Annotated in this window: 20 protein-coding genes and 1 pseudogene; 13 read left to right on the top strand and 8 right to left on the bottom strand. The window is 66.2% G+C overall.

Going from position 1 to position 18,313, the window contains the following annotated elements:
* Window positions 1–30: 30 nt before the first annotated feature.
* A complete protein-coding gene (locus ON34_RS24140) occupies window positions 31–762 on the bottom strand; it encodes a TetR family transcriptional regulator (protein WP_040783331.1) in 732 nt (243 codons plus the stop codon).
* A gap of 91 nt (window positions 763–853) precedes the next feature.
* On the opposite strand from ON34_RS24140, the gene ON34_RS24135 reads away from it, so the two are divergent.
* From ON34_RS24135 to ON34_RS24125, 3 genes are all read left to right on the top strand, one after another.
* Window positions 854–2,065 (top strand): FAD-dependent monooxygenase, encoded by a 1,212-nt coding sequence (locus ON34_RS24135; RefSeq protein ID WP_040783329.1) that lies wholly within the window; start codon window positions 854–856, stop codon window positions 2,063–2,065.
* Window positions 2,066–2,248: 183 nt separating this feature from the next.
* Window positions 2,249–2,770, top strand: a complete 522-nt coding sequence (locus ON34_RS24130; RefSeq protein ID WP_040783327.1) for a hypothetical protein — start codon at window positions 2,249–2,251, stop codon at window positions 2,768–2,770.
* 389 nt (window positions 2,771–3,159) lie between these two features.
* A complete protein-coding gene (locus tag ON34_RS24125) occupies window positions 3,160–3,606 on the top strand; it encodes a DUF6294 family protein (RefSeq protein ID WP_040783325.1) in 447 nt (148 codons plus the stop codon).
* A 51-nt stretch (window positions 3,607–3,657) separates the two neighbouring features.
* Here the strand turns inward: ON34_RS24125 and katG are convergent, their stop codons facing one another.
* Both katG and ON34_RS24115 read right to left on the bottom strand, forming a co-directional pair.
* Complete coding sequence (gene katG, locus ON34_RS24120) at window positions 3,658–5,889, bottom strand: catalase/peroxidase HPI (protein ID WP_040783323.1); 2,232 nt, start codon at window positions 5,887–5,889, stop codon at window positions 3,658–3,660.
* A gap of 40 nt (window positions 5,890–5,929) precedes the next feature.
* On the bottom strand, window positions 5,930–6,373 hold the full coding sequence (locus ON34_RS24115; RefSeq protein ID WP_040783321.1) for a Fur family transcriptional regulator: 444 nt from the start codon (window positions 6,371–6,373) through the stop codon (window positions 5,930–5,932).
* Between the two features lie 203 nt (window positions 6,374–6,576).
* Here ON34_RS24115 and ON34_RS24110 point away from each other — a divergent pair, with 203 nt between their 5' ends.
* Window positions 6,577–6,903: a hypothetical protein gene (locus ON34_RS24110; RefSeq protein ID WP_040783318.1), complete on the top strand. Its 327-nt coding sequence runs from the start codon at window positions 6,577–6,579 to the stop codon at window positions 6,901–6,903.
* Window positions 6,904–7,061: 158 nt separating this feature from the next.
* On the opposite strand, the gene ON34_RS24105 is transcribed toward ON34_RS24110, so the two are convergent.
* Complete coding sequence (locus ON34_RS24105; RefSeq protein ID WP_051023040.1) at window positions 7,062–7,418, bottom strand: winged helix-turn-helix transcriptional regulator; 357 nt, start codon at window positions 7,416–7,418, stop codon at window positions 7,062–7,064.
* A gap of 57 nt (window positions 7,419–7,475) precedes the next feature.
* On the opposite strand from ON34_RS24105, the gene ON34_RS24100 reads away from it, so the two are divergent.
* Window positions 7,476–8,366 carry an NmrA family NAD(P)-binding protein gene (locus ON34_RS24100; protein WP_051023039.1) on the top strand — a complete coding sequence of 297 codons (891 nt, stop codon included), beginning with the start codon at window positions 7,476–7,478 and terminating at the stop codon, window positions 8,364–8,366.
* A gap of 859 nt (window positions 8,367–9,225) precedes the next feature.
* On the opposite strand, the gene ON34_RS24095 is transcribed toward ON34_RS24100, so the two are convergent.
* From ON34_RS24095 to ON34_RS24085, 3 genes are all read right to left on the bottom strand, one after another.
* On the bottom strand, window positions 9,226–9,660 hold the full coding sequence (locus tag ON34_RS24095; RefSeq protein WP_245548171.1) for a rhodanese-like domain-containing protein: 435 nt from the start codon (window positions 9,658–9,660) through the stop codon (window positions 9,226–9,228).
* On the bottom strand, window positions 9,657–10,181 hold the full coding sequence (locus ON34_RS24090; RefSeq protein ID WP_040783315.1) for a cysteine dioxygenase: 525 nt from the start codon (window positions 10,179–10,181) through the stop codon (window positions 9,657–9,659). Before ON34_RS24090 ends, ON34_RS24095 begins: the two co-directional genes overlap by 4 nt.
* A 228-nt stretch (window positions 10,182–10,409) precedes the next feature.
* Entirely contained in the window at window positions 10,410–11,477 is a 1,068-nt protein-coding gene (locus ON34_RS24085; RefSeq protein ID WP_040783312.1) for an NAD-dependent epimerase/dehydratase family protein, read from the bottom strand.
* Window positions 11,478–11,649: 172 nt separating this feature from the next.
* On the opposite strand from ON34_RS24085, the gene ON34_RS24080 reads away from it, so the two are divergent.
* Complete coding sequence (locus ON34_RS24080) at window positions 11,650–11,847, top strand: hypothetical protein (protein WP_040783310.1); 198 nt, start codon at window positions 11,650–11,652, stop codon at window positions 11,845–11,847.
* A 109-nt stretch (window positions 11,848–11,956) separates the two neighbouring features.
* Here the strand turns inward: ON34_RS24080 and ON34_RS24075 are convergent, their stop codons facing one another.
* Entirely contained in the window at window positions 11,957–12,199 is a 243-nt protein-coding gene (locus ON34_RS24075) for a hypothetical protein (RefSeq protein ID WP_040783307.1), read from the bottom strand.
* 384 nt (window positions 12,200–12,583) lie between these two features.
* Here ON34_RS24075 and ON34_RS24070 point away from each other — a divergent pair, with 384 nt between their 5' ends.
* The 7 genes and pseudogenes from ON34_RS24070 (at window position 12,584) to ON34_RS24050 (ending at window position 18,191) form a co-directional block, all read left to right on the top strand.
* Window positions 12,584–13,282 carry a DUF8020 domain-containing protein gene (locus tag ON34_RS24070; RefSeq protein ID WP_040783304.1) on the top strand — a complete coding sequence of 233 codons (699 nt, stop codon included), beginning with the start codon at window positions 12,584–12,586 and terminating at the stop codon, window positions 13,280–13,282.
* A gap of 218 nt (window positions 13,283–13,500) precedes the next feature.
* On the top strand, window positions 13,501–14,181 hold the full coding sequence (locus tag ON34_RS24065; protein WP_051023059.1) for a TetR/AcrR family transcriptional regulator: 681 nt from the start codon (window positions 13,501–13,503) through the stop codon (window positions 14,179–14,181).
* A 281-nt stretch (window positions 14,182–14,462) separates the two neighbouring features.
* Window positions 14,463–14,564, top strand: a pseudogene (locus ON34_RS38620) (beta-ketoacyl-ACP reductase); the annotation flags it as partial.
* Between the two features lie 19 nt (window positions 14,565–14,583).
* A complete protein-coding gene (locus ON34_RS38165; protein WP_281032465.1) occupies window positions 14,584–14,706 on the top strand; it encodes a hypothetical protein in 123 nt (40 codons plus the stop codon).
* Window positions 14,706–15,746 carry a phosphotransferase family protein gene (locus ON34_RS24060; protein WP_040783300.1) on the top strand — a complete coding sequence of 347 codons (1,041 nt, stop codon included), beginning with the start codon at window positions 14,706–14,708 and terminating at the stop codon, window positions 15,744–15,746. The genes ON34_RS38165 and ON34_RS24060 overlap by 1 nt, the downstream gene beginning before the upstream one ends.
* Window positions 15,747–15,942: 196 nt before the next feature.
* Window positions 15,943–17,166: an acyl-CoA dehydrogenase family protein gene (locus ON34_RS24055; RefSeq protein WP_040783297.1), complete on the top strand. Its 1,224-nt coding sequence runs from the start codon at window positions 15,943–15,945 to the stop codon at window positions 17,164–17,166.
* Window positions 17,167–17,189: 23 nt separating this feature from the next.
* On the top strand, window positions 17,190–18,191 hold the full coding sequence (locus ON34_RS24050; protein ID WP_040783528.1) for an NADP-dependent oxidoreductase: 1,002 nt from the start codon (window positions 17,190–17,192) through the stop codon (window positions 18,189–18,191).
* Window positions 18,192–18,313 lie beyond the last annotated feature (122 nt).

Below are 18,313 nucleotides of genomic sequence, written 5' to 3'. Positions count from 1 at the left end.
CGCCGACGGTCCATCGTCTCGAAAATATTCTCAAATATGCCGGTACAGCGTGGCCCGCGAGACGCCGAACTCGGTGGCGATCTCCGCGATGGAGTAGCGGCCGGAATCACGCATCCGGCGTGCGGATTCGACCATCTCCGCCGTCATCGCACCAGGTCGGCCCCGCCGGTTCGGGCCGGCGCTCGCCACCGCGGCCCGCGCCTGGCGGTCCGCCGCTGGCGGTGGCGGGTTGGAGCCCAGCAGGCGCCGGGCGCCATCGAGGATCGCCGCGCGCAGCTCGTTCGCGGGCCGATCGGCGAAGATGACCACCGGGTCGCTCAGCGCGGCGTAGACCTGCGCGGCCCGGACTCGGGCAGGCAGATCGGCGCCGGGACCGGCGATGAGTTCCTGCGCTGACAAGGCGATGGTTCGCAACCGCGCGAACGTCTCGTTGTCGGCGGACAACGCCTGGTCCTGCATCTGCATACGCAGCAACCGGCCGTGCGACAACCACACGTCCATCAGCCCCTCGATCACCGCCCAGCACCGCGCCTGCGGGCCGGCGACTCCGCGGGCTGATTCGATCACCGTTTCACAATCGGCCAGCAGCGGCTCCACGAGCGCGGCGACGATGTCGCTCTTGTTCGGAAAATGATAGAGCACAGCGGTTTTCGTCAGACCTACCCGTTCGGCCAGTTCCCGCACCGACACCGTGTGGTAGCCGCGCTCGGCGAACAGGTCGAGCGCGATACGCAGGATCCGGGAACGCGAGTCGTCGGTCATGCCGACCGATCCTACCGGTTGACTGACCATCGGTCAGTGCCCTAAGGTCGCCCCTGACCGATGGTCAGTAATTTCGAGACGGGAGCGGGTTGTGCGGAACGAGCGGATTCTCATCTCCGGTGCGGGCATTGCCGGGCAGGCGTTGGCGTACTGGTTGGCGCGGTACGGATTCCGGCCGACCGTTGTCGAGCGGGCGTCCCGGCTGCGGACCGGTGGTCAGGGCGTGGATATCCGGGATCAGGCGATCGAGGTCGCCGAGCGGATGGGCATCATGGCGCGGGTTCGGTCGGCGGCGGCGGATGTGGCCGGTATACGGTTCGTGAACGCCAAGGGCGACAGCATCGCAAGCATCGACATGCAGGACATCAAGGACCGGAACGACAGCGCCGAAGTGGAGATCATGCGTGGTGATCTGGTCCGGATCCTGCACGACAGCACCAGCGATTCGGTGGAGTATCTGTTCGGCGATTCCATTGTGGGTCTCGATCCGGACGGCGACGGTGTGACCGTTGCCCTCGAACGCGGCCCGGCACGTCGGTTCGACCTGGTGATCGGCGCCGACGGCCTGCACTCGACCGTCCGGCGGCTGGCTTTCGGCCCCGAGACGGAATTCGTGCGGCACATGGACCACTACTTCGCCTTCGGTGACGCCGACGCGGCCCTCGGCCCCGACCGCTGGGTCAGCGTCTACAACACTCCCGGCACGATGGCCGGTATCTACCGCTCGGGTAACCATGCCCAGGCCAAGGCCTACTTCATGTTCCGCAGTCCGCGCCTGGATATCGACCCGCGCGACCCCGCGGCCGCACGCGAGTTGCTGACCGCCCGATTCGGCGGCGAACCCGCCTGGCAGGTCGCGGGACTGCTGGACGGGGCGCTCACCGACGCCGAGCTGTATTTCGACGCCCTCGGCCAGGTCCACATGCCTGTCTGGTCGAACGGGCGTATCGCACTTGTCGGCGATGCCGCGTACTGCGCGTCACCCGTCTCCGGCGCGGGCGCGGAACTGGCGCTCATCGGCGCCTACCGACTCGCCGGTGACCTCGCCGCCGCGGGCGGCGATCACCATCGTGGCTTCCGCCGCTATGAACAGAGCCACCGCGCGCTGGTCGACCGCAAGCAGCAGGTGGGCCCCAACCTGCGGTTGATGGTGCCCAGGACGCGTGCGGGCATCGCCATCCGCAACACGATCACGCGCCTGCCGCTGCTGGAATCCATGGCGGGCATGGAACGCATCATGACCCCGAAGATCTCCGAGCCCCTGCCCGACTACCCTCCGGCACCCGAACCGGAAGCAGCATGAACCGCCACCACTCGATCGTCGCGGTGCGGGAGCCACCGCCGCTCCGGGAAGCCGACCGCACGATGACCCGATGGCCGGGTGAACGCGCGCCGGGCAAGCGCGGCAGCGGTATTCGGCGACTTGTAGGGTTCATGGCGAGCCGGAAGGTGTCCGGTCGGATGCGCGGAGGAAGGAACGGCGGGGATGTCGGACGCATCGGTCGAGGTGCTCTTGGACGACTTCGAGAACAAGGACAAATGGGAGCTCGCGGGGGACGGAGCGGCCCGGACTCACCTCACCACGTTCGCCGAGGGCGCGCCGAGCAAGACGCCGGGCGTCTACGCCGACGGCGTCGCCGGTGCCGACTACCGCGCGCTCGTGCTGCTGATCCGCTCGGCGACCGATGATCTCGAGGTCGACCTCGTCGCGAAGCCGGGGCAGTTGTCCTCGATCGCCGGGCGGTTGGCGGCCGTGCACCTGTGGGTGCGCTCGCCGCACGCGTCGATCGGGGTGTCGGCGCGCATCAGCACCGAGCAGGGCGAACGAGAACTGGCGCTCGGCAACGTCTCCGCCGATGGCGAATGGCAACGCCTCGGATACGAACCGGCCGATCCGATCGCCGACGCGAAACTCCTCGCTCTGAAGATCCGGCTCACCGAGGTCGTCAAGCGAGAAGGCGAAGTCATGATCCTGCTCGACGACCTGACCGCCCGCACCACGCCGTGACCACGCGCTCGGCCTCCGGAAACGTTGCGGTCCTTGGATTGCCGCCAACTCTCCTCGGGGCAAGAGCCTGACACCGTGTCGAGCATCGCGGCGTCCACAGGTCTTGACGGTTGTCGAGAAGGTCGGCCGTTCGCTCGCCCACTGGGCCCTGAGAAATCGCGACCCGCTGCGATCCGGAGGCGACGTGCACGATCGCAGGCCGCAGTAGCTCGAGGAACGTATGGCGGGATGCGGCCACCAGGCCACTGGAGTAGTTGTCCGGTGCCGATACGCAGCGATTCCGACCACTCCGAGTACGCCGATACTCGCGAGCGTCAACGAGTTGGCGTCCACACTGAATCCTGCCCCAGCCGTTCGGATATGGGCGGCGACCACTGGCGGGAGGAAACATGATCCGATCTACTCGGGGGACAGTCGTCGCTCGCATCGCCTCCGCGGCACTACTCGCCGCAGCGCTGCTCGGCATTGCGCCGAGCCAGGCACACGCCGACTCGGGAGAGCGCACGTTCGTCTGGAACCGGGACCTGCACGCGGGGGACTGCACCATGTTCGCGGGCGCCAAATGGACGCTGCAACGCGACGGCTGGGCGCATTTCACCGGGTGGGTGACGAGTGGCGACGACAACGACGCCTGGCTGATGCACGCCGAAATCTTCACCCGAAGCGAAGGTTACAAGGGCAACATCGCCGCGCAGCAGCCGGGCGTCGACGACATCACCAGGTTCGTCATCAACCTGCCCGACTCGGACCAACGGTATTGGTGGGATGTCTGGGGCACGTACAACGCGGCGTGGTTCGACGACCTCGACCGGATCAATCTGCGGTCGCATTGCTGAGGGACTGAAGCACCCCACGAGCCGACAAGCTCGCGGGGTGCCACATCATGATCAGGCCAGCTCGAACCGGTCGAGGTTCATCACCTTGTCCCACGCGGCGATGAAGTCCTGGACGAACTTCCGCTTCGCGTCGTCGGCCGCGTAGACCTCCGCGAGAGCGCGCAGCTGCGAGTTCGACCCGAAGACCAAGTCGACGCGGCTGCCGGTCCACCGGTGTTCACCGGTGACGCGATCCTTGCCCACGTAAGTCCCGTCGTCGGCAGGCGACGGCTCCCACTTCGTGCCCATGTCGAGCAGGTTCACGAAGAAGTCGTTGGTCAACGACTCGGGGGCCGAGGTGAACACGCCCAGCGGCGACTGCTTGTAGTTCGCGCCCAGCACGCGCAGACCACCGACCAGCACCGTCATCTCGGGAGCGCTCAGCGTCAGCAGATTCGCCTTGTCGAGCAGCAGGTACTCGGCCGGGAGCCGGTTGCCCTTCCCCAGGTAGTTGCGGAAGCCGTCGGCATTCGGCTCGAGCGCGGAGAAGGACTCCACATCGGTCTGCTCCTGCGTGGCGTCCGTGCGTCCCGGCGTGAACGGCACCTCGATGTCGAATCCGGCGTTCTTGGCGGCCTGTTCGACTGCCGCGCACCCGCCGAGCACCACGAGATCGGCGAACGAAACCCTCGTGTTCCCGGTCTGGGCTGAGTTGTACGCCTCCTGGATCTCTTCCAGGGTGCGCACCACCTTCACCAGTTCGTCGGGGTTGTTCACCTCCCACCCGCTCTGCGGCTCGAGCCGAATACGCCCACCATTGGCCCCGCCGCGCTTGTCGCTGCCGCGGAACGACGACGCGGCCGCCCACGCCGTCGAAACAAGCTGGGCCATAGTCAGACCCGACCCCAGGATCCGGCCTTTGAGGGCGGCGATGTCGACCGAGCCGATGAGATCGTGCGTCACCGGCGGCACCGGGTCCTGCCACAGTAGCGTCTCCTCCGGGACCAGTGGCCCGAGGTAACGGACGATGGGCCCCATGTCGCGGTGGGTCAGCTTGTACCACGCCTTGGCGAACTCGTCGGCGAGTTCGTCGGGGTGGTCGAGCCAGCGGCGCGTGATCTGCTCGTAGACCGGGTCGAACCGCAGCGAGAGGTCCGTCGTCAGCATCACCGGGGTGTGGGTCTTCGACGGGTCGTGGGCGTCCGGCACCACACCCGCCCCGGCGCCGTCCTTGGGAACCCACTGCCACGCACCGGCAGGGCTCTTGGTCTTCTCCCACTCGTAGCCGTACAGGGTCTCGAGGAAACTGTTGTCCCACTTCGTCGGGGTGGGCGTCCACGCGCCCTCCAGGCCGCTGGTGATCGCGTCCTTGCCGACGCCGGTGCCGAAGGAACTCTTCCAGCCGAGGCCCTGCTCCTCCAGCGGGGCCGCCTCGGGCTCGGGACCGACGTGGTCGGCCGGTCCGGCGCCGTGCGTCTTGCCGAAGGTGTGGCCGCCGACGATGAGCGCCGCTGTCTCGACGTCGTTCATCGCCATGCGGTGGAACGTTTCCCGGATGTCGACCGCGGCGGCGAGCGGGTCCGGATTGCCGTTGGGCCCTTCCGGATTCACATAGATCAGGCCCATCTGTACCGCGGCCAGCGGCTTCTCCAGGTCCCGTTCGCCGGTGTACCGCTCGTCACCGAGCCAGGTCTGCTCCGGACCCCAGTAGACGTCCTCCTCCGGCTCCCACTGGTCGACGCGGCCGCCGCCGAAGCCGAAGGTCTCGAAGCCCATCGACTCCAGCGCGACATTGCCGGCGTAGACGATCAGGTCGGCCCACGAGAGCTTCTTGCCATACTTCTTCTTGACCGGCCACAGCAGGCGGCGAGCCTTGTCGAGGCTCGCGTTGTCGGGCCAGCTGTTGAGCGGCGCGAACCGCTGCATACCGGCCCCGGCGCCGCCGCGGCCGTCGTTGATGCGGTAAGTACCCGCGGCATGCCACGCCATCCGGATGAAGAACGGCCCGTAGTGGCCGTAGTCGGCGGGCCACCAGTCCTGCGAGGTCGTCATCACCTCCTCGATGTCCCGCTTCACCTCGGCCAGATCAAGGGTCTGGAATTCCGCCGCGTAGTCGAAGTCCTCGTCCATGGGATTCGCGACAGCGGGATTCTTCTGGAGGATCTTCAGATTGAGCTGATTCGGCCACCAGTCACGGTTGCCGCCGCCCTCGGTCGGATACTTCAGGCGACCGGACGCAACGGGACACCCGATTTCTCCGGATTCCGTTTGGGCCTCTGCAATGGGCGGATGTTCCTGGGGCACGGGCGTTTTCCTTTCGAGGATGGAATGAACCGGGCTGTGATCACCGGTGTGATCGGGACGTCTCCGATGTCGAGCAATCGGGGCAGAGGCCCCAATAGATGACTTCGGCCTCTTCGAGGACGAAGCCGTTGTGGTCCGACGCGTCCAGGCAAGGCGCCTCACCTACGGCGCAGTCGACGTCGGCGATCACGCCGCACGACCGGCACACGACGTGGTGGTGGTTGTCCCCGACCCGGGTCTCATACCGCGCCACCGAGCCCATCGGCTGGATGCGCCGGATCAGTCCGGCGGCGGTCAGCGCTCGAAGCACGTCGTACACGGCCTGATGGGACACCGCGCCGAGCGTCTCGCGCACGCGAGCGAGGACCGAGTCCGTGTCGGAGTGGGGATGGTCGTGCACCACGGTCAGCACCGCCAACCGTGGCGCCGTCACCCGCAGGCCCGCCCCGCGCAACCTGCGCTCGAAGTCCGAATTCGTGGGCACCGTCGTAGTGTGACCGCTTTTCTGGAATGAATCAAGTCTCTGAGAGATGCAATATTGCAAATGTTGACATCGGCTGCTGTTGACAACATATGATGTCAGAACCTCGCTCAGCCTGATCAGCTCGACACAGACGACAGTGCGAGAGCTGCGGGCATGCAGGCGCTCGAACCGATTTCAGCAACGACCGTGGCAAGGGAGTAGGGGTGAGGGCGAAACCACCCGCGCTGGGATATCTCCGCAAGGACGTGTCAGGCGTGTCCCAGACCTGGGATGAGGCGCAGCTACAGAGCTTGGCGAAACGGCTGGGCTACGAGTTGGCCAAAACCGTGACCTTCGGGGCCGCCACCGACGAGCCGGTCGGCCGATTGATCGACGTCGTGCGAGCCTGCGCGGTCGATGCGGTCATTTCACCGGGCCTCCATCACTTCGGCGGGGCGGTACCCGAGGAATTGGTCGAGGTGTGCGACCTGATCACCGTGACACCGCAGCAGACCTTCTCGCGAACGGTCCTGCCGCAGCTCTGGGCGTAGGTCGTACCCCTGCGCACGTCGAGTGGTCGGCCCGAAACTCCGCGTAGCGCAAGGGCTTTCCGCCCTGTACCGGGTGTGGCCACAGCACTGCACCGCGCTGCGGCCCTGTTGCCACGAACGGCGATCGCACGGCCGCTCATATTGCGCTGGCAACCATGTCAATCGTCGATAAGTGGGTGCTCCTCGCCCCATTTGAGCATCGCGTACAGGACCTCGCTGAGACTCTCACCCTCCGCGGTGAGCTGATAGACAACCCGGGGCGGCACTTCGGCGTACACGGTGCGCGTAAGGATCCGCTGGTGTTCCAGGACCCGGAGGCGATCGGTGAGGGTCTTGGCGCTGGGGGAGCCAAGGGCGGTGCGCAGGTCGCCGAAGCGTTTCGGGCCGGAGAGCAGCTCGCGGACGATCAGTGTCGTCCACTTCCCGTCGAGAACCTTCAGCGTGCGCTCGATGCCACACCCGTGAGGTGAGCAATCGAGCAGCCGCTCGACCTGCTCACTCCCAATAGTTTCCATCCGGACACTATATTACTTTCTGGGTATTAGTTCATCTTGAAAACTAACGTCGCGGCCATGAAGAAACAAACCGTGATCGTCCATGGCGCGACCGGCGAACAGGGTGCCGCTATCGTCCGTGGCCTCCTGAGCGCGGGACACCGGGTGCGGGGCATCGTCCGCCGCGGCTCCGGCTCCCGGCTGCATCCTGGCGCCGAGCCGGTCCAGGCGGAGCTTCTCGAGCCGGGAGCGCTCGCCGCCACGTACTCCGGCGCCGACGCCGTCATCGTCCAGTTGCCGCTGGTCTTCGCCGCCGACCTGGCAGTCCAGCAGGCCGAGGCGGTGCTGGCCGGACTCCGGGAGGCGGGGGTGCGGCGGGCGGTCTTCAATTCGGGCGCGATGCTGCCGACCGCGCCCGTCGGGGTGCCGTTCGTGGATGCCCGCGTACTGGTGGCGGCCGAACTGCCCCGCAGCGTCGAGGTCGCCACCGTGGTCGGGCCCGCCCGCACGTACATGGAGAACCTCGCCGCGCCCTGGTCCGCCCCACTGGTTCGTGGCGGGGAACTCGCCTACCCGCTTCCGCGCGACCTGCCCGTGCCGTGGGTCGCGCTGGACGACCTGGGGGCCGCTGTCGCCGCCCTGATCACCTCGACAGCTCCTCCGCCAGTCCAGGTCGTGGCCGGTCCGCAGGCCCTGACCGGAGACCAGGTCGCCGCCGAGCTCACCGCGGCCCTGGGACACCCCGTGCGATGGAATGCCGTAACTCCCGCGACCTATCAAGAGATGCTGGCCCCGCATCTGGGAGCCGAGGTCGCCGAGGGGATCGCCGCGGCATACACACCACCGCCCCCGGGAACGCCCCCGCCCCCACAACCTGACCCCACGGTGGTGACGACCGGCGCGACTACGTTGCGGGATTGGGCGGCACGCCAGAACTGGGCCGCCTACGCCCCCGCCCTCCGTCCTTGATAGGAGAAGCGGCCGTGTGGGCCAGAGCCGCCCAGTGCGGGCTCAGCCCACGGCAATAGGAAGCGTCCCGAAAATTCGTGGCCCGCCCAGCGCCGCAGCGACACTGGGCGGGCCACTTCCCCGTTACCGAGCGGACGCCGCCACGTCCACCTGGCACGGCCATCGTACGCAATAGCGAAGCCATATAGGGCAAGCCACGCGAGCGCGGCGCGCATCGACTGGGAATCGTTTCAGCGCACGATCGGACCGTCGAACGAAAGATGCTGGGACAGACGCCCTTTCGCTCGATTGCCGAAGGAATCGGCGATCGCCCGCGTCATCGAATTCGTCGCTCCAGGCCGAGACACGGTCACTTCACCGATCACGCCACCGAGATCGTCGACGCGACAACTACGCAGGTCAGCTGGCGCTGCCGCTTCCGGCTTGGAACACGGCGGTCAAGAGGTCGGCGAAAACGGTGAGGATTTCCACAATTGCTCCATCTTGTTCGGAAACAGGAAGCCTGGAGTCTGTACGCCGCGGTTTTCCTTTTCATGAACCCGACGTAAACAAGAAGAGTCGAATCCGACGGGCTGCGGATCGAATACTTTGTACCGACTGATGGTCAACCGAGTATCGCGGCGCAGCAAAGGCGTTCGTTTCGAGTTCTGCATTCGTCCGAAGTGCGGAGTCAATTTCACTATGTGTCGCCCATTGCGACGGTGGCACGCGGATCGGAGCGATGACGGCACAGAGATCACCGCCCGCGGTGACGGCTGGCGTTCGTCGGGTACGCCAGCCGCCCGGCTCCGGGTCGCTGCGGTGGGGACATCGAGGCGTCCGGTCACGGCCGAGCGATCGTCAGCCGCCAACCCGCTGGTTACGGCACCGCCGGTGTTCCGCCCGGCACCACTGGCAACCCGGCTGCCTTCCACGCTCGGAAGCCGCCGATGAGATCGGTGGCGTTGCGCAACCCGAGACGGCGTGCGTCGGCCGCGGCGAGACTGGACGCGTAGCCTTCGTTGCACATGATCACCACCGGGGTGTCCGCGTCGATGCCCGGTAGCCGATGATCACCGGACGGATCGAGGCGCCACTCCAGTACGATTCGCTCGACCACCACCGCCCCTGCGATCTCTCCCTCGGCAAGGCGGTTCGCATACGGCCGGATGTCCACCACCAACGCCCCGTCGGTCTGCAACACCGCCGCCTGTTCCGGGGTGACCCGATCCAGCTGCGCCCGGGCCCGCTCGACCATCTCCTCCGCGCCGATGCTTGCCACTCGCCCGGTTGTCTCCATGGTTCGCTCGCTCATACGCCCGTGAAATCCGTCAGAGTGCGGTACTCGCGCACCGGCCGCAGAGGTGGCGAGTACGCATGCACCGAGGCGGCGGGGCGTGCACTGCGGTTGCGGAGTTGGTGCGCTCGATCTGGTCCGAACGCGACCGTGTCGCCCACCTGCCATTCCGCGGTTCGCACGGGACCGCCCGCGTGCAGGTACTCTTCGCTGAGCTGGCCGATCGAGACGGTGAAGGCACCGGCCGCGCCGCCGTGATCGTGGGGTTCGGTGCCTTGTCCCGGAGCCCACGACAGGAGCCACACCTCCACGCCCATGGTCAGCGCGAGCCGAGTCCACCAGCGCTGCTCGGCGGTGAACCGCACGATATCCAGTAACGGCGTCGCCAGTTCGGCGGCCACCTCGCTGGTCAGCTGGTGTAGTTCAGCGGGTGTCCACAGTGTCCGCTCCGGGTGGATCGCCTCCTGAACCAGCGGCACGTCGATCTCGGGATGAATATCCCTGGCGTGCTTGAGATTCACCGCGAGGGAACTGGTCACATGTGCTCCTGACGTGGTCGTACGGACAACCCGGTGGTACCTACGGCGTCGTGGTGCGGTCGCGCCGCTTGGATTATCCGTCGTCGATGCGCGCATGCCACCAAACAGAATCAGCGCGAGCAAAATTCGAAGCAGCCGACTCCGAGCACAAGCCTTCCCGCGCACCGTTGCGCGGGAAGGCTTGTACGTCAGCAGTCGCGGATTGTGGCCGTAGCGGCCACATCACTCTCAATTGTGCTGGTCGACCGGGTCTCGGCCACCGACGCCGGAGGCGAATTCGCGCCACCGCCATGGCCCGCCCGCATCGGCGGCCAGGGGCGGGGTGTCTTCCCCTGCTCCTTCGCGCAAACCGGCGAGCAACTCTTGCAGAGCCTCGATCGCGGTGTAGCGCGGCGTCCACCCCAGCTCGGCCCGGGCTCGCCCGGTGTCAAGGATCGGCAGACGCATGACCGCGTCGAACAGCTCGGGTGCCGCGGGCAGCAGCCGCGCGTGCCATCCCACGGCGAGCATTCCGCGCACCAGTGCGGGCGGCACCGTCACCACACGAGCGTCGAACAACTCGGCCAAACGAGATCGGTCGAGCACCGGTTCCGCGGCCAGGTTGAACGGCCCATGGGCGTCGGTCGTGACCGCGCGCGCATAGGCGTTGCCGATATCGGCGCTGTGCACTGCCTGGAACCTCAGGCCGCGTGGAATCGGCAAGATCGGCACCAGCCCCGGTCGGACGAGGGCATTCGGTAGCAACGGACCGGCGAACAGTCGGCGCTGTTCGCTGGCGGTTTCCCGGCGGAAGATGAACGCCGGTCGCATCCGAACTATCCTCCGATCCGGGTCCTCGGCCTCGAATCGGTCCAACAGCCGCTCGACATAGGCCTTCTCACGCGTATACGCCGCGGGAGGCCAACCGTCGGTGGGCCAACTCTCCGGCACCGGCTCGTCGTCGCGACCGGGGGAGTAGGCGCCGACCGACGAGGCGTACACCAAGGCGGGGACCTGCGCCGCCGCTACCGCGCGCAGCACGCGTTCGGTGCCGCCGACATTGGCATGCCAGGTGGCCAAGGGCTGATGGGTGGGCTGGAACAGCCATGCCAGGTGGACCACCACATCGGCGCCGTGAAAGTGGGATTCCAGGTCGTCGGTGCGCACATCCGCGCGCACCCATTCGACGCCGTCGCGAGGCTTGCCCGGCACTCGCCGAGCGATACCCACGATCGAACTGACCCCCGCTCCATCCGACAACGCCTCGAGCATGCTCGTTCCGACGTTTCCGGTGGCACCGACGACAACAACCCGCATTGTCCGCTCCTTCGCTCGTCGGCGGGATTCGTAACCGACTTACCCCCGGTCTCGGCAACGACACTTCCGAGCCATGCGGTCGGTGGCTCCTCGTCGGCTGCTGGTGCGTCTGCGTCAGCGATGGCAGTCGGGGTACGCCCCGAATAGCGAGTTACCGAGCCAGGAGGACACTATGGAACGCGGAAACAGCAAGCATGGTCCGCTACGCGACGACGAACTGGCCCATGAGTTGGAGGGGACTTTGCGCGGCAACCGATCCAGCCGCGCGGAGGAATGGCACGATCCCGAGCCGCCGGCTGATGACGACGCGCTCATCAACGAACGAGTGCAACGAACCGAACGTCCACCGCAGATCACCGAGCCGGAATAACTTCCAGGGGAAGTCGGCACAGGCCGAAGCGTTGCGTCGGGTGAGTTGTTCGGTGTGGAACAACGCACCCAAGCGCAACGCTCCCGCCTGTCCCGATGGCGCTACGTGATCACATGTCCGACTTCGCGAGGCGCTGGGCCAGCAGTTCCTTTCCTAGGCGCCCGCCTTTTCGGCTCTCGGCCTGTGCTTTACGGAAGAACTCCACGAGCTCGCTGTCTCCGTCCCGTTCCGCGTCCTGGATGAACGTGTCCAAACGCAACGCGTTCTCCAGCGATGCCTCGACAAACCAGATCAGGTTGTAGTCCTTGTCGCGGGTGCCCGTGATGGTCCCGGTTTCTTGGCGCTCGGCCATATCCACTCCTCACCTCGTCGCCTTGCCTGTCCGCTCGATCGCCTACCCCGGCTGAAGGCGGTCAAACAGTCAGCAGTCGTTCCTCCTTGGGCAGTGCGGGATTCGGACGCGCGAACATGCCGCGCCCCGCACGGCGATGGGGCACCTTCCACCTGTCGCGGTTGGACCGTAAGTGAAGTTGATTCCAGATTCAAGACTTGACGCAGATCACATTTTGAGATTGAGTTCAGCTTCAATTAACCCGGGTCCGGCAGCTCACCGCAGCTGGATCCGGACCGCATCTCGATCAAGGGAAACCGCATGACCTCACCGATCGCGGTCGAAGTCGGCGTGGTTCGAAGGTTCTCGAACGTGAGGTTCGAGGCACAGAGAAGAAGGAAACAGATGAGGAAAACGCTTGCAGCAGCGACGCTGCTCGTCTCGACGCTCGGCGTGACGGCCGGAACGGCGTCGGCCGCACCGGACCACGCTGGTGCGGTGGGGTACAAGGTATCGGTCGGAGAGCGATCGACAGTGATCGATGTCGATGCCGGCTCGCTTGCCGTCGAAGACGGGGCATTGAAGATCAAAGCGCCCGGTGGCATGGTACTGGCCGGTTCCGAATTGTCCTTCCGGGTGGACGATTTCGTCTTCCCGATCGCCGCTGACATCCGCGATCGCACTGTTACTTTGACGCCACAGTTCGACATCGAGCACGCGGCCTACAAGCCGGTGGCCCTGCCCTACGAAGATCAGGCTCCCTGGAAGACCCAGTACGACCGCGAGCAAGCCGCCTGGGCGCGCTTGTCCTCGACGATCCTCATGGGCGCGACGATCGGCACCGCCGTCGGTGGCATCGGCGGCGCGGCGGTCGGCTGCGTGCTGGGTGGCATCGCCGGGGCAACCGTCGCTTCCGCGGCGATCATCGGCCTGTTCGGAGCCTTCATTCCCGCGGCCGCCATCGGATGCCTGGGTGGAATCATGGCCCTCGGTCCGCTCGGGGCAGTGGCAGGCCAGCTGCTCATCACCGCTCCGGTCGCGATCATGGCGGCCGTCCAGTACTTCACGACGATCAACCAGCCGATGCCGTCCCCGGCGAAGTGACGCCGACACCCGCGTCCTCGATCCCGTGAGGCAATTGTCCTGCCCGGCCGGTTCCCACTGGGGCCGGGCAGGACCCTCCGCGAAACTTGAAGCTGGAATCATATTCGGCTAACTTCGAATTTCGACCGGCGGACGCAGGCGCGGCCCGGCTGAGCGCAGATCGTCGACACATATGCGACGATCACTCCGGGCAGCCGGGGCAGACAGGGAGGGTGTGGATGGCCGGGACGGTCGACGACGAAGCGGCACTGGCGGAGATCCCGTCGCTCGTCGATACCTCCATCCTCCGGGAGCCCCCGCTCACCGCCCGCGGTGTCCGCACGCGCGCGGCGCTGGTGGCCGCGGCCCGAGTGGTGTTCGAACGCGACGGCTACCTCGACGCGAGGCTGTCGGATATCACGGCCGAGGCGAAATGCTCCACGGGTAGCTTCTATACGTATTTCTCCAGCAAAGAGGAAATCCTCCAAGCGGTGCTCGAAGCGTCCCAGCACGACATGCTGCACCCCGGGATGCCACGCCTGAGCGCCGACGAGGCATCCCCGGTAGCCGTCATCGAGGCGAGCAACCGTGCCTACTTCGAGGCCTACAAGCGGAACGCGAAATTGATGCTGATCCTCGATCAGGTCGCCGCGATCGATCCGAAGTTCCGCGAACTGCGTCGGCGCCGAGCCCGTGCCTTCGCCGACCGCAACGCTCGCTCCATCCGGGATCTCCAGGAACGAGGCCTCGCCGACCGGGAACTCGATCCGCATACCGCGGCACGTGCGCTGTCGGGCATGGTCGGCCGGATGGCGTACTACGCGTTCGCCCTCGAAGAGGAGACCTCGCTCGACGAGCTCGTCCGCACAGCTACGCGGCTGTGGGCCAACGCGCTGAAAATCGACGAGGCCGCCAGCTGAGCGTGCGGCAGGTGACCGCGCTGCACTCGATATAACCGAGTCGCCGCTGCCATCACCGCGTACCTGGGTCGCGCATGAACAGCGGGATGTCGCGTCGCCGGTCGCGCCCGTGAAGCAGGCAATCCACGGCACTGTGACTCACGTCATACAGGCTGAATCGGTGGTGGCCTTGACCACTGCGCAAGCCATCCAGCATGGTGTCGAGGGCTAAGTAAGCGCTCAGTAAGTTGCCCCGAAGGTGCGGTCAGGGCATGGGTCATGGCGCTGGGAAGGACTCACCCGTGAAGACGGGCATCGCGCGTGCGGTGTCGTTCCTGGTCGGCGACGGCACCGGTTTTGTGTCCGGCCAGGTGACCTACGTCGCGGGCGGACCGCGGAACTGACACGGAAGGAACACCCACCATGCGTATATTCCACGGCTTGACCGAGCTGGAGTCCGCGGTCGGAACCCATCTCGGGTACAGCGACTGGCGCTCCAACAAACCCGCCTGCGTAGCCGAGACCGTCGCGGTGTTGGTGCCCTGATGACCACCGGACACGACTCCTCGCATCTACCCGGCCTCGACCTGGACCGCTTGGCGGCATGGCTCGCCGACGCCGCTCCGGGTCTCGTCGCGGGCTCACTGCACGGGCATCTGGTCGCCGGAGGGAGATCGAATCTCACTTACGAGGTCACCGACGGAGTATCGAACTGGATCGTGCGGCGTCCACCGCTCGGCCATGTGCTCGCGACCGCGCACGACATGGGGCGGGAATACCGCGTCATGAACGCGCTGGCCGACACCGAGGTCCCGGTACCGATCACCTACGCCCGGTGTGCGGATGCGGACGTCATCGGTGCGCCGTTCTACGTCATGGAGCGCGTCGACGGTACGCCCTACCGCTCGTCGACCGAATTGGCGGCCCTGGGCGTCGACCGGACCCGTGCGATCGCGACGGGCATGATCGACACCCTCGCCGCTCTCCACGCGGTCGACCCCGCCGCCGTCGGACTCGATGATTTCGGGCGGCCCGAGGGGTTCCTCGAAAGGCAGGTCCGGCGTTGGAAGAACCAGCTGGACGCGTCGCGAAGCCGAGACCTTCCCGCGGCGGCGGAATTGCACGATCTGCTCGCGCGGCACCAGCCGGGGCAATCACCCGCCGGGATCGTGCACGGCGATTACCGGCTCGACAATATCCTCGTCGACTCGCGCGACCGAGTGACCGCCGTCATCGACTGGGAGATGGCTACCATCGGCGATCCGCTCACCGATGTGGCTTTGCTCATGGTCTACCTGCGTTCCGGCGAGCTGGGCATTCCTGTGGTCACCGATGTCGCGTCGGCCCCGGGATTCCCTGACGAATCGGCGTTGCTGGAGCGGTACGCGCAGCGAAGCCGCCGCGACCTGACCCGGATCGGATTCTATCTCGGGCTGGCCGCGTTCAAGCTCGCCGTGATCTGCGAGGGGATCCATTACCGCCATCTCCAGGGCAAGACCGTGGGTCCCGGCTTCGAGAAGCTGGGAGACGCGGTCGAACCGCTGTTGCAGGCCGGAATCGGGTATCTGACGCAAGATCATCGCTGACGACCCGGTCCGCGACGATGCGCACCGGATCGGCGAATTGAAGTTGACGCCGGATTCAATTAGGGTGCGAATCGGATCCCTGCCTGCCAGGCCAAGGGGAGGGCTCGGATCGCGGCACAGCAACCGGGCAGCGCCGAGGTAATCCGCGACGTCATCGCCGCAGCAGTGCGGAACCACCATCGATCGAAGGAGCCCGATGTTCGAGCTTTCCGAGAGAGCCCGCAAGTATCAGGAGGATCTGCTCGCCTTCATGGACGAGCACGTCTACCCCGCCGAAGCGGTCTACGAAGCGCAGATGAAGGAGTCGGGTGATCCGCATTTCCACCCGCCGATCCTGGAAGAGCTCAAGGCCGAGGCGAGGAAGCGCGGTCTGTGGAATCTGTTTCACCCGCATCCGGAATGGGGCCCCGGCCTGACCAATCTGGAGTACGCGCCGCTGGCCGAAATCATGGGCCGCAGTGCGCACTTGGCTCCCGAGGCCACCAACTGCAATGCCCCGGACACCGGCAACATGGAGGTGCTGACCCTTTTCGGCACCGCCGAACACAAACAGACGTGGCTTCAGCCGCTGCTGGACGGCACGATCGCGTCGGCGTTCGCGATGACCGAGCCGGAAGTCGCCAGCTCGGACGCCACCAACATCCAGTTGCGGATGGAGCGCGACGGGGACGAATACGTCCTCAACGGCCGGAAGTGGTGGACGTCCAACGCCCTGCACAAGAACTGCAAGGTGCTCATCGTGATGGGCAAAACCGATCCCGCGGCGCCACCGCATCGCCAGCAGAGCATGATGGTCGTTCCGATCGATACGCCCGGAGTCACCGTCCTGCGCAACCTTCCGGTATTCGGATACCAGGACCGGGAAGGGCACGCGGAGGTCGTGTTCGAGAATGTCCGGGTGCCGCGGACGGCGCTGCTGGCCGGTGAGGGTGACGGGTTCATGATCAGCCAGGCGCGACTGGGGCCCGGCCGGATCCACCACTGCATGCGGTCGATCGGCATGGCCGAACGCGCGCTGGATCTGATGATCGATCGCGCGCAGGCGCGAACGACTTTCGGTGAGCCGGTGGCCAACCGCGCCAATATCCAGGACTGGATCGCCGAGTCGCGTGTCGAGATCGAAATGGCGCGCCTGCTGACCCTGAAGGCGGCATACCTGATGGACACCGTGGGAAATCGCAACGCGCGCATCGAGATCGCGGCGATCAAGGTGGCCGCGCCGCAGGTCGCGCTGAAGGTGATCGACCGTGCGATACAGGTGCACGGCGGCGGTGGCGTTTCCGACGACTTCCCGTTGGCGAACATGTACGCCCACCAACGGACTTTACGCCTGGCCGACGGTCCCGACGAGGTCCACAAGCGCACGATCGCGCAGATGGAATTGCGACGCCGGAACCCCGCTTGGGGCCGGAGCGCGTAACCACCGGCAACGAGAGGAAACACGTGACCAAGACCCAACAGGTGCGGCTTGCCAAAAGGCCCACCGGGAAAATCGATGCGGATACCTGGAGTCTGACGACCGAGGAGCTTCCCGCCATCACGGCCGGTCAGATTCTGGTGAAGGTCGACTACATCTCCCTCGACCCGGCCATGCGCGGCTGGTTGAACGATGTGCGTTCGTATGTGCCGCCGGTGGGTATCGGCGAGGTCATGCGATCACTGGACATCGCGACCGTCGTCGAGTCCGCGCATCCGGACTTCGCGGTCGGGGACACCGTGAGCGGCACGTTCGGAGTGACCGAGTACGCGATCAGTGACGGCCGGAATGTGCAGCGGGTCGATCTGGGCGTCGCACCGGGGCCGACCTGGCTCGGCACACTCGGAATGCCCGGGATGACCGCGTATTTCGGCCTGCTCGAGGTCGGCAAGTTGCGCGCCGGTGACACGGTCGTGGTGTCCGCGGCGGCCGGGGCGGTCGGCAGCGTCGCAGGCCAGATCGCCAAGGCCAAGGGTGCGAGGGTCATCGGTATCGCGGGCGGCGAGGACAAATGCCGTGTGCTGACCGAAGAACTCGGGTTCGACGCCGCGATCGACTACCGCAACGAGGACGTCCTCCAACGGCTGCGCGAAGTCGCGCCCGACGGGATCGATGTGTACTTCGACAACGTCGGCGGAGATATCCTCGATGCCGCGCTCGCCAATCTTCGACGCGGCGCCCGAGTGGTGATCTGCGGTGCGATATCGGCGTACAACGCGGAGAAGCTGCCGCCGGGGCCATCGCGGTATATGTCCCTGCTGGTCTTCCGGGCATCGATGACCGGGTTCGTGGTGTTCGACTATGCCGATCGCTACGGTGAGGCGATCAGCCAGATTTCCGAGTGGCTGGCCGACGGCCGCGTCAAGAGCAGGGAGCACGTCGTCGAGGGCGGAGTCACGCGGTTCGGCGAGACACTCGACATGCTGTTCACTGGAGCGAATACGGGAAAGCTCGTACTCGCTGTGTGATGCGGCTGCCCACGGGGTCTGTCGTGGCGTGAATTTGCTCTACAACTACTGACGACATCGCGGTGCAGAATGGCGGCAAGGCCCGTCTTCTGCACCGCGACGTCGTTCTGGCGCAGATCACC

This window comes from Nocardia pneumoniae NBRC 100136 (assembly GCF_000308755.1).
Classification (GTDB): Bacteria; Actinomycetota; Actinomycetes; order Mycobacteriales; family Mycobacteriaceae; genus Nocardia; species Nocardia pneumoniae.
The sequence above is the reverse complement of the archived record's forward strand: the minus strand, read 5'-3'. Positions and strand labels throughout refer to the sequence as shown.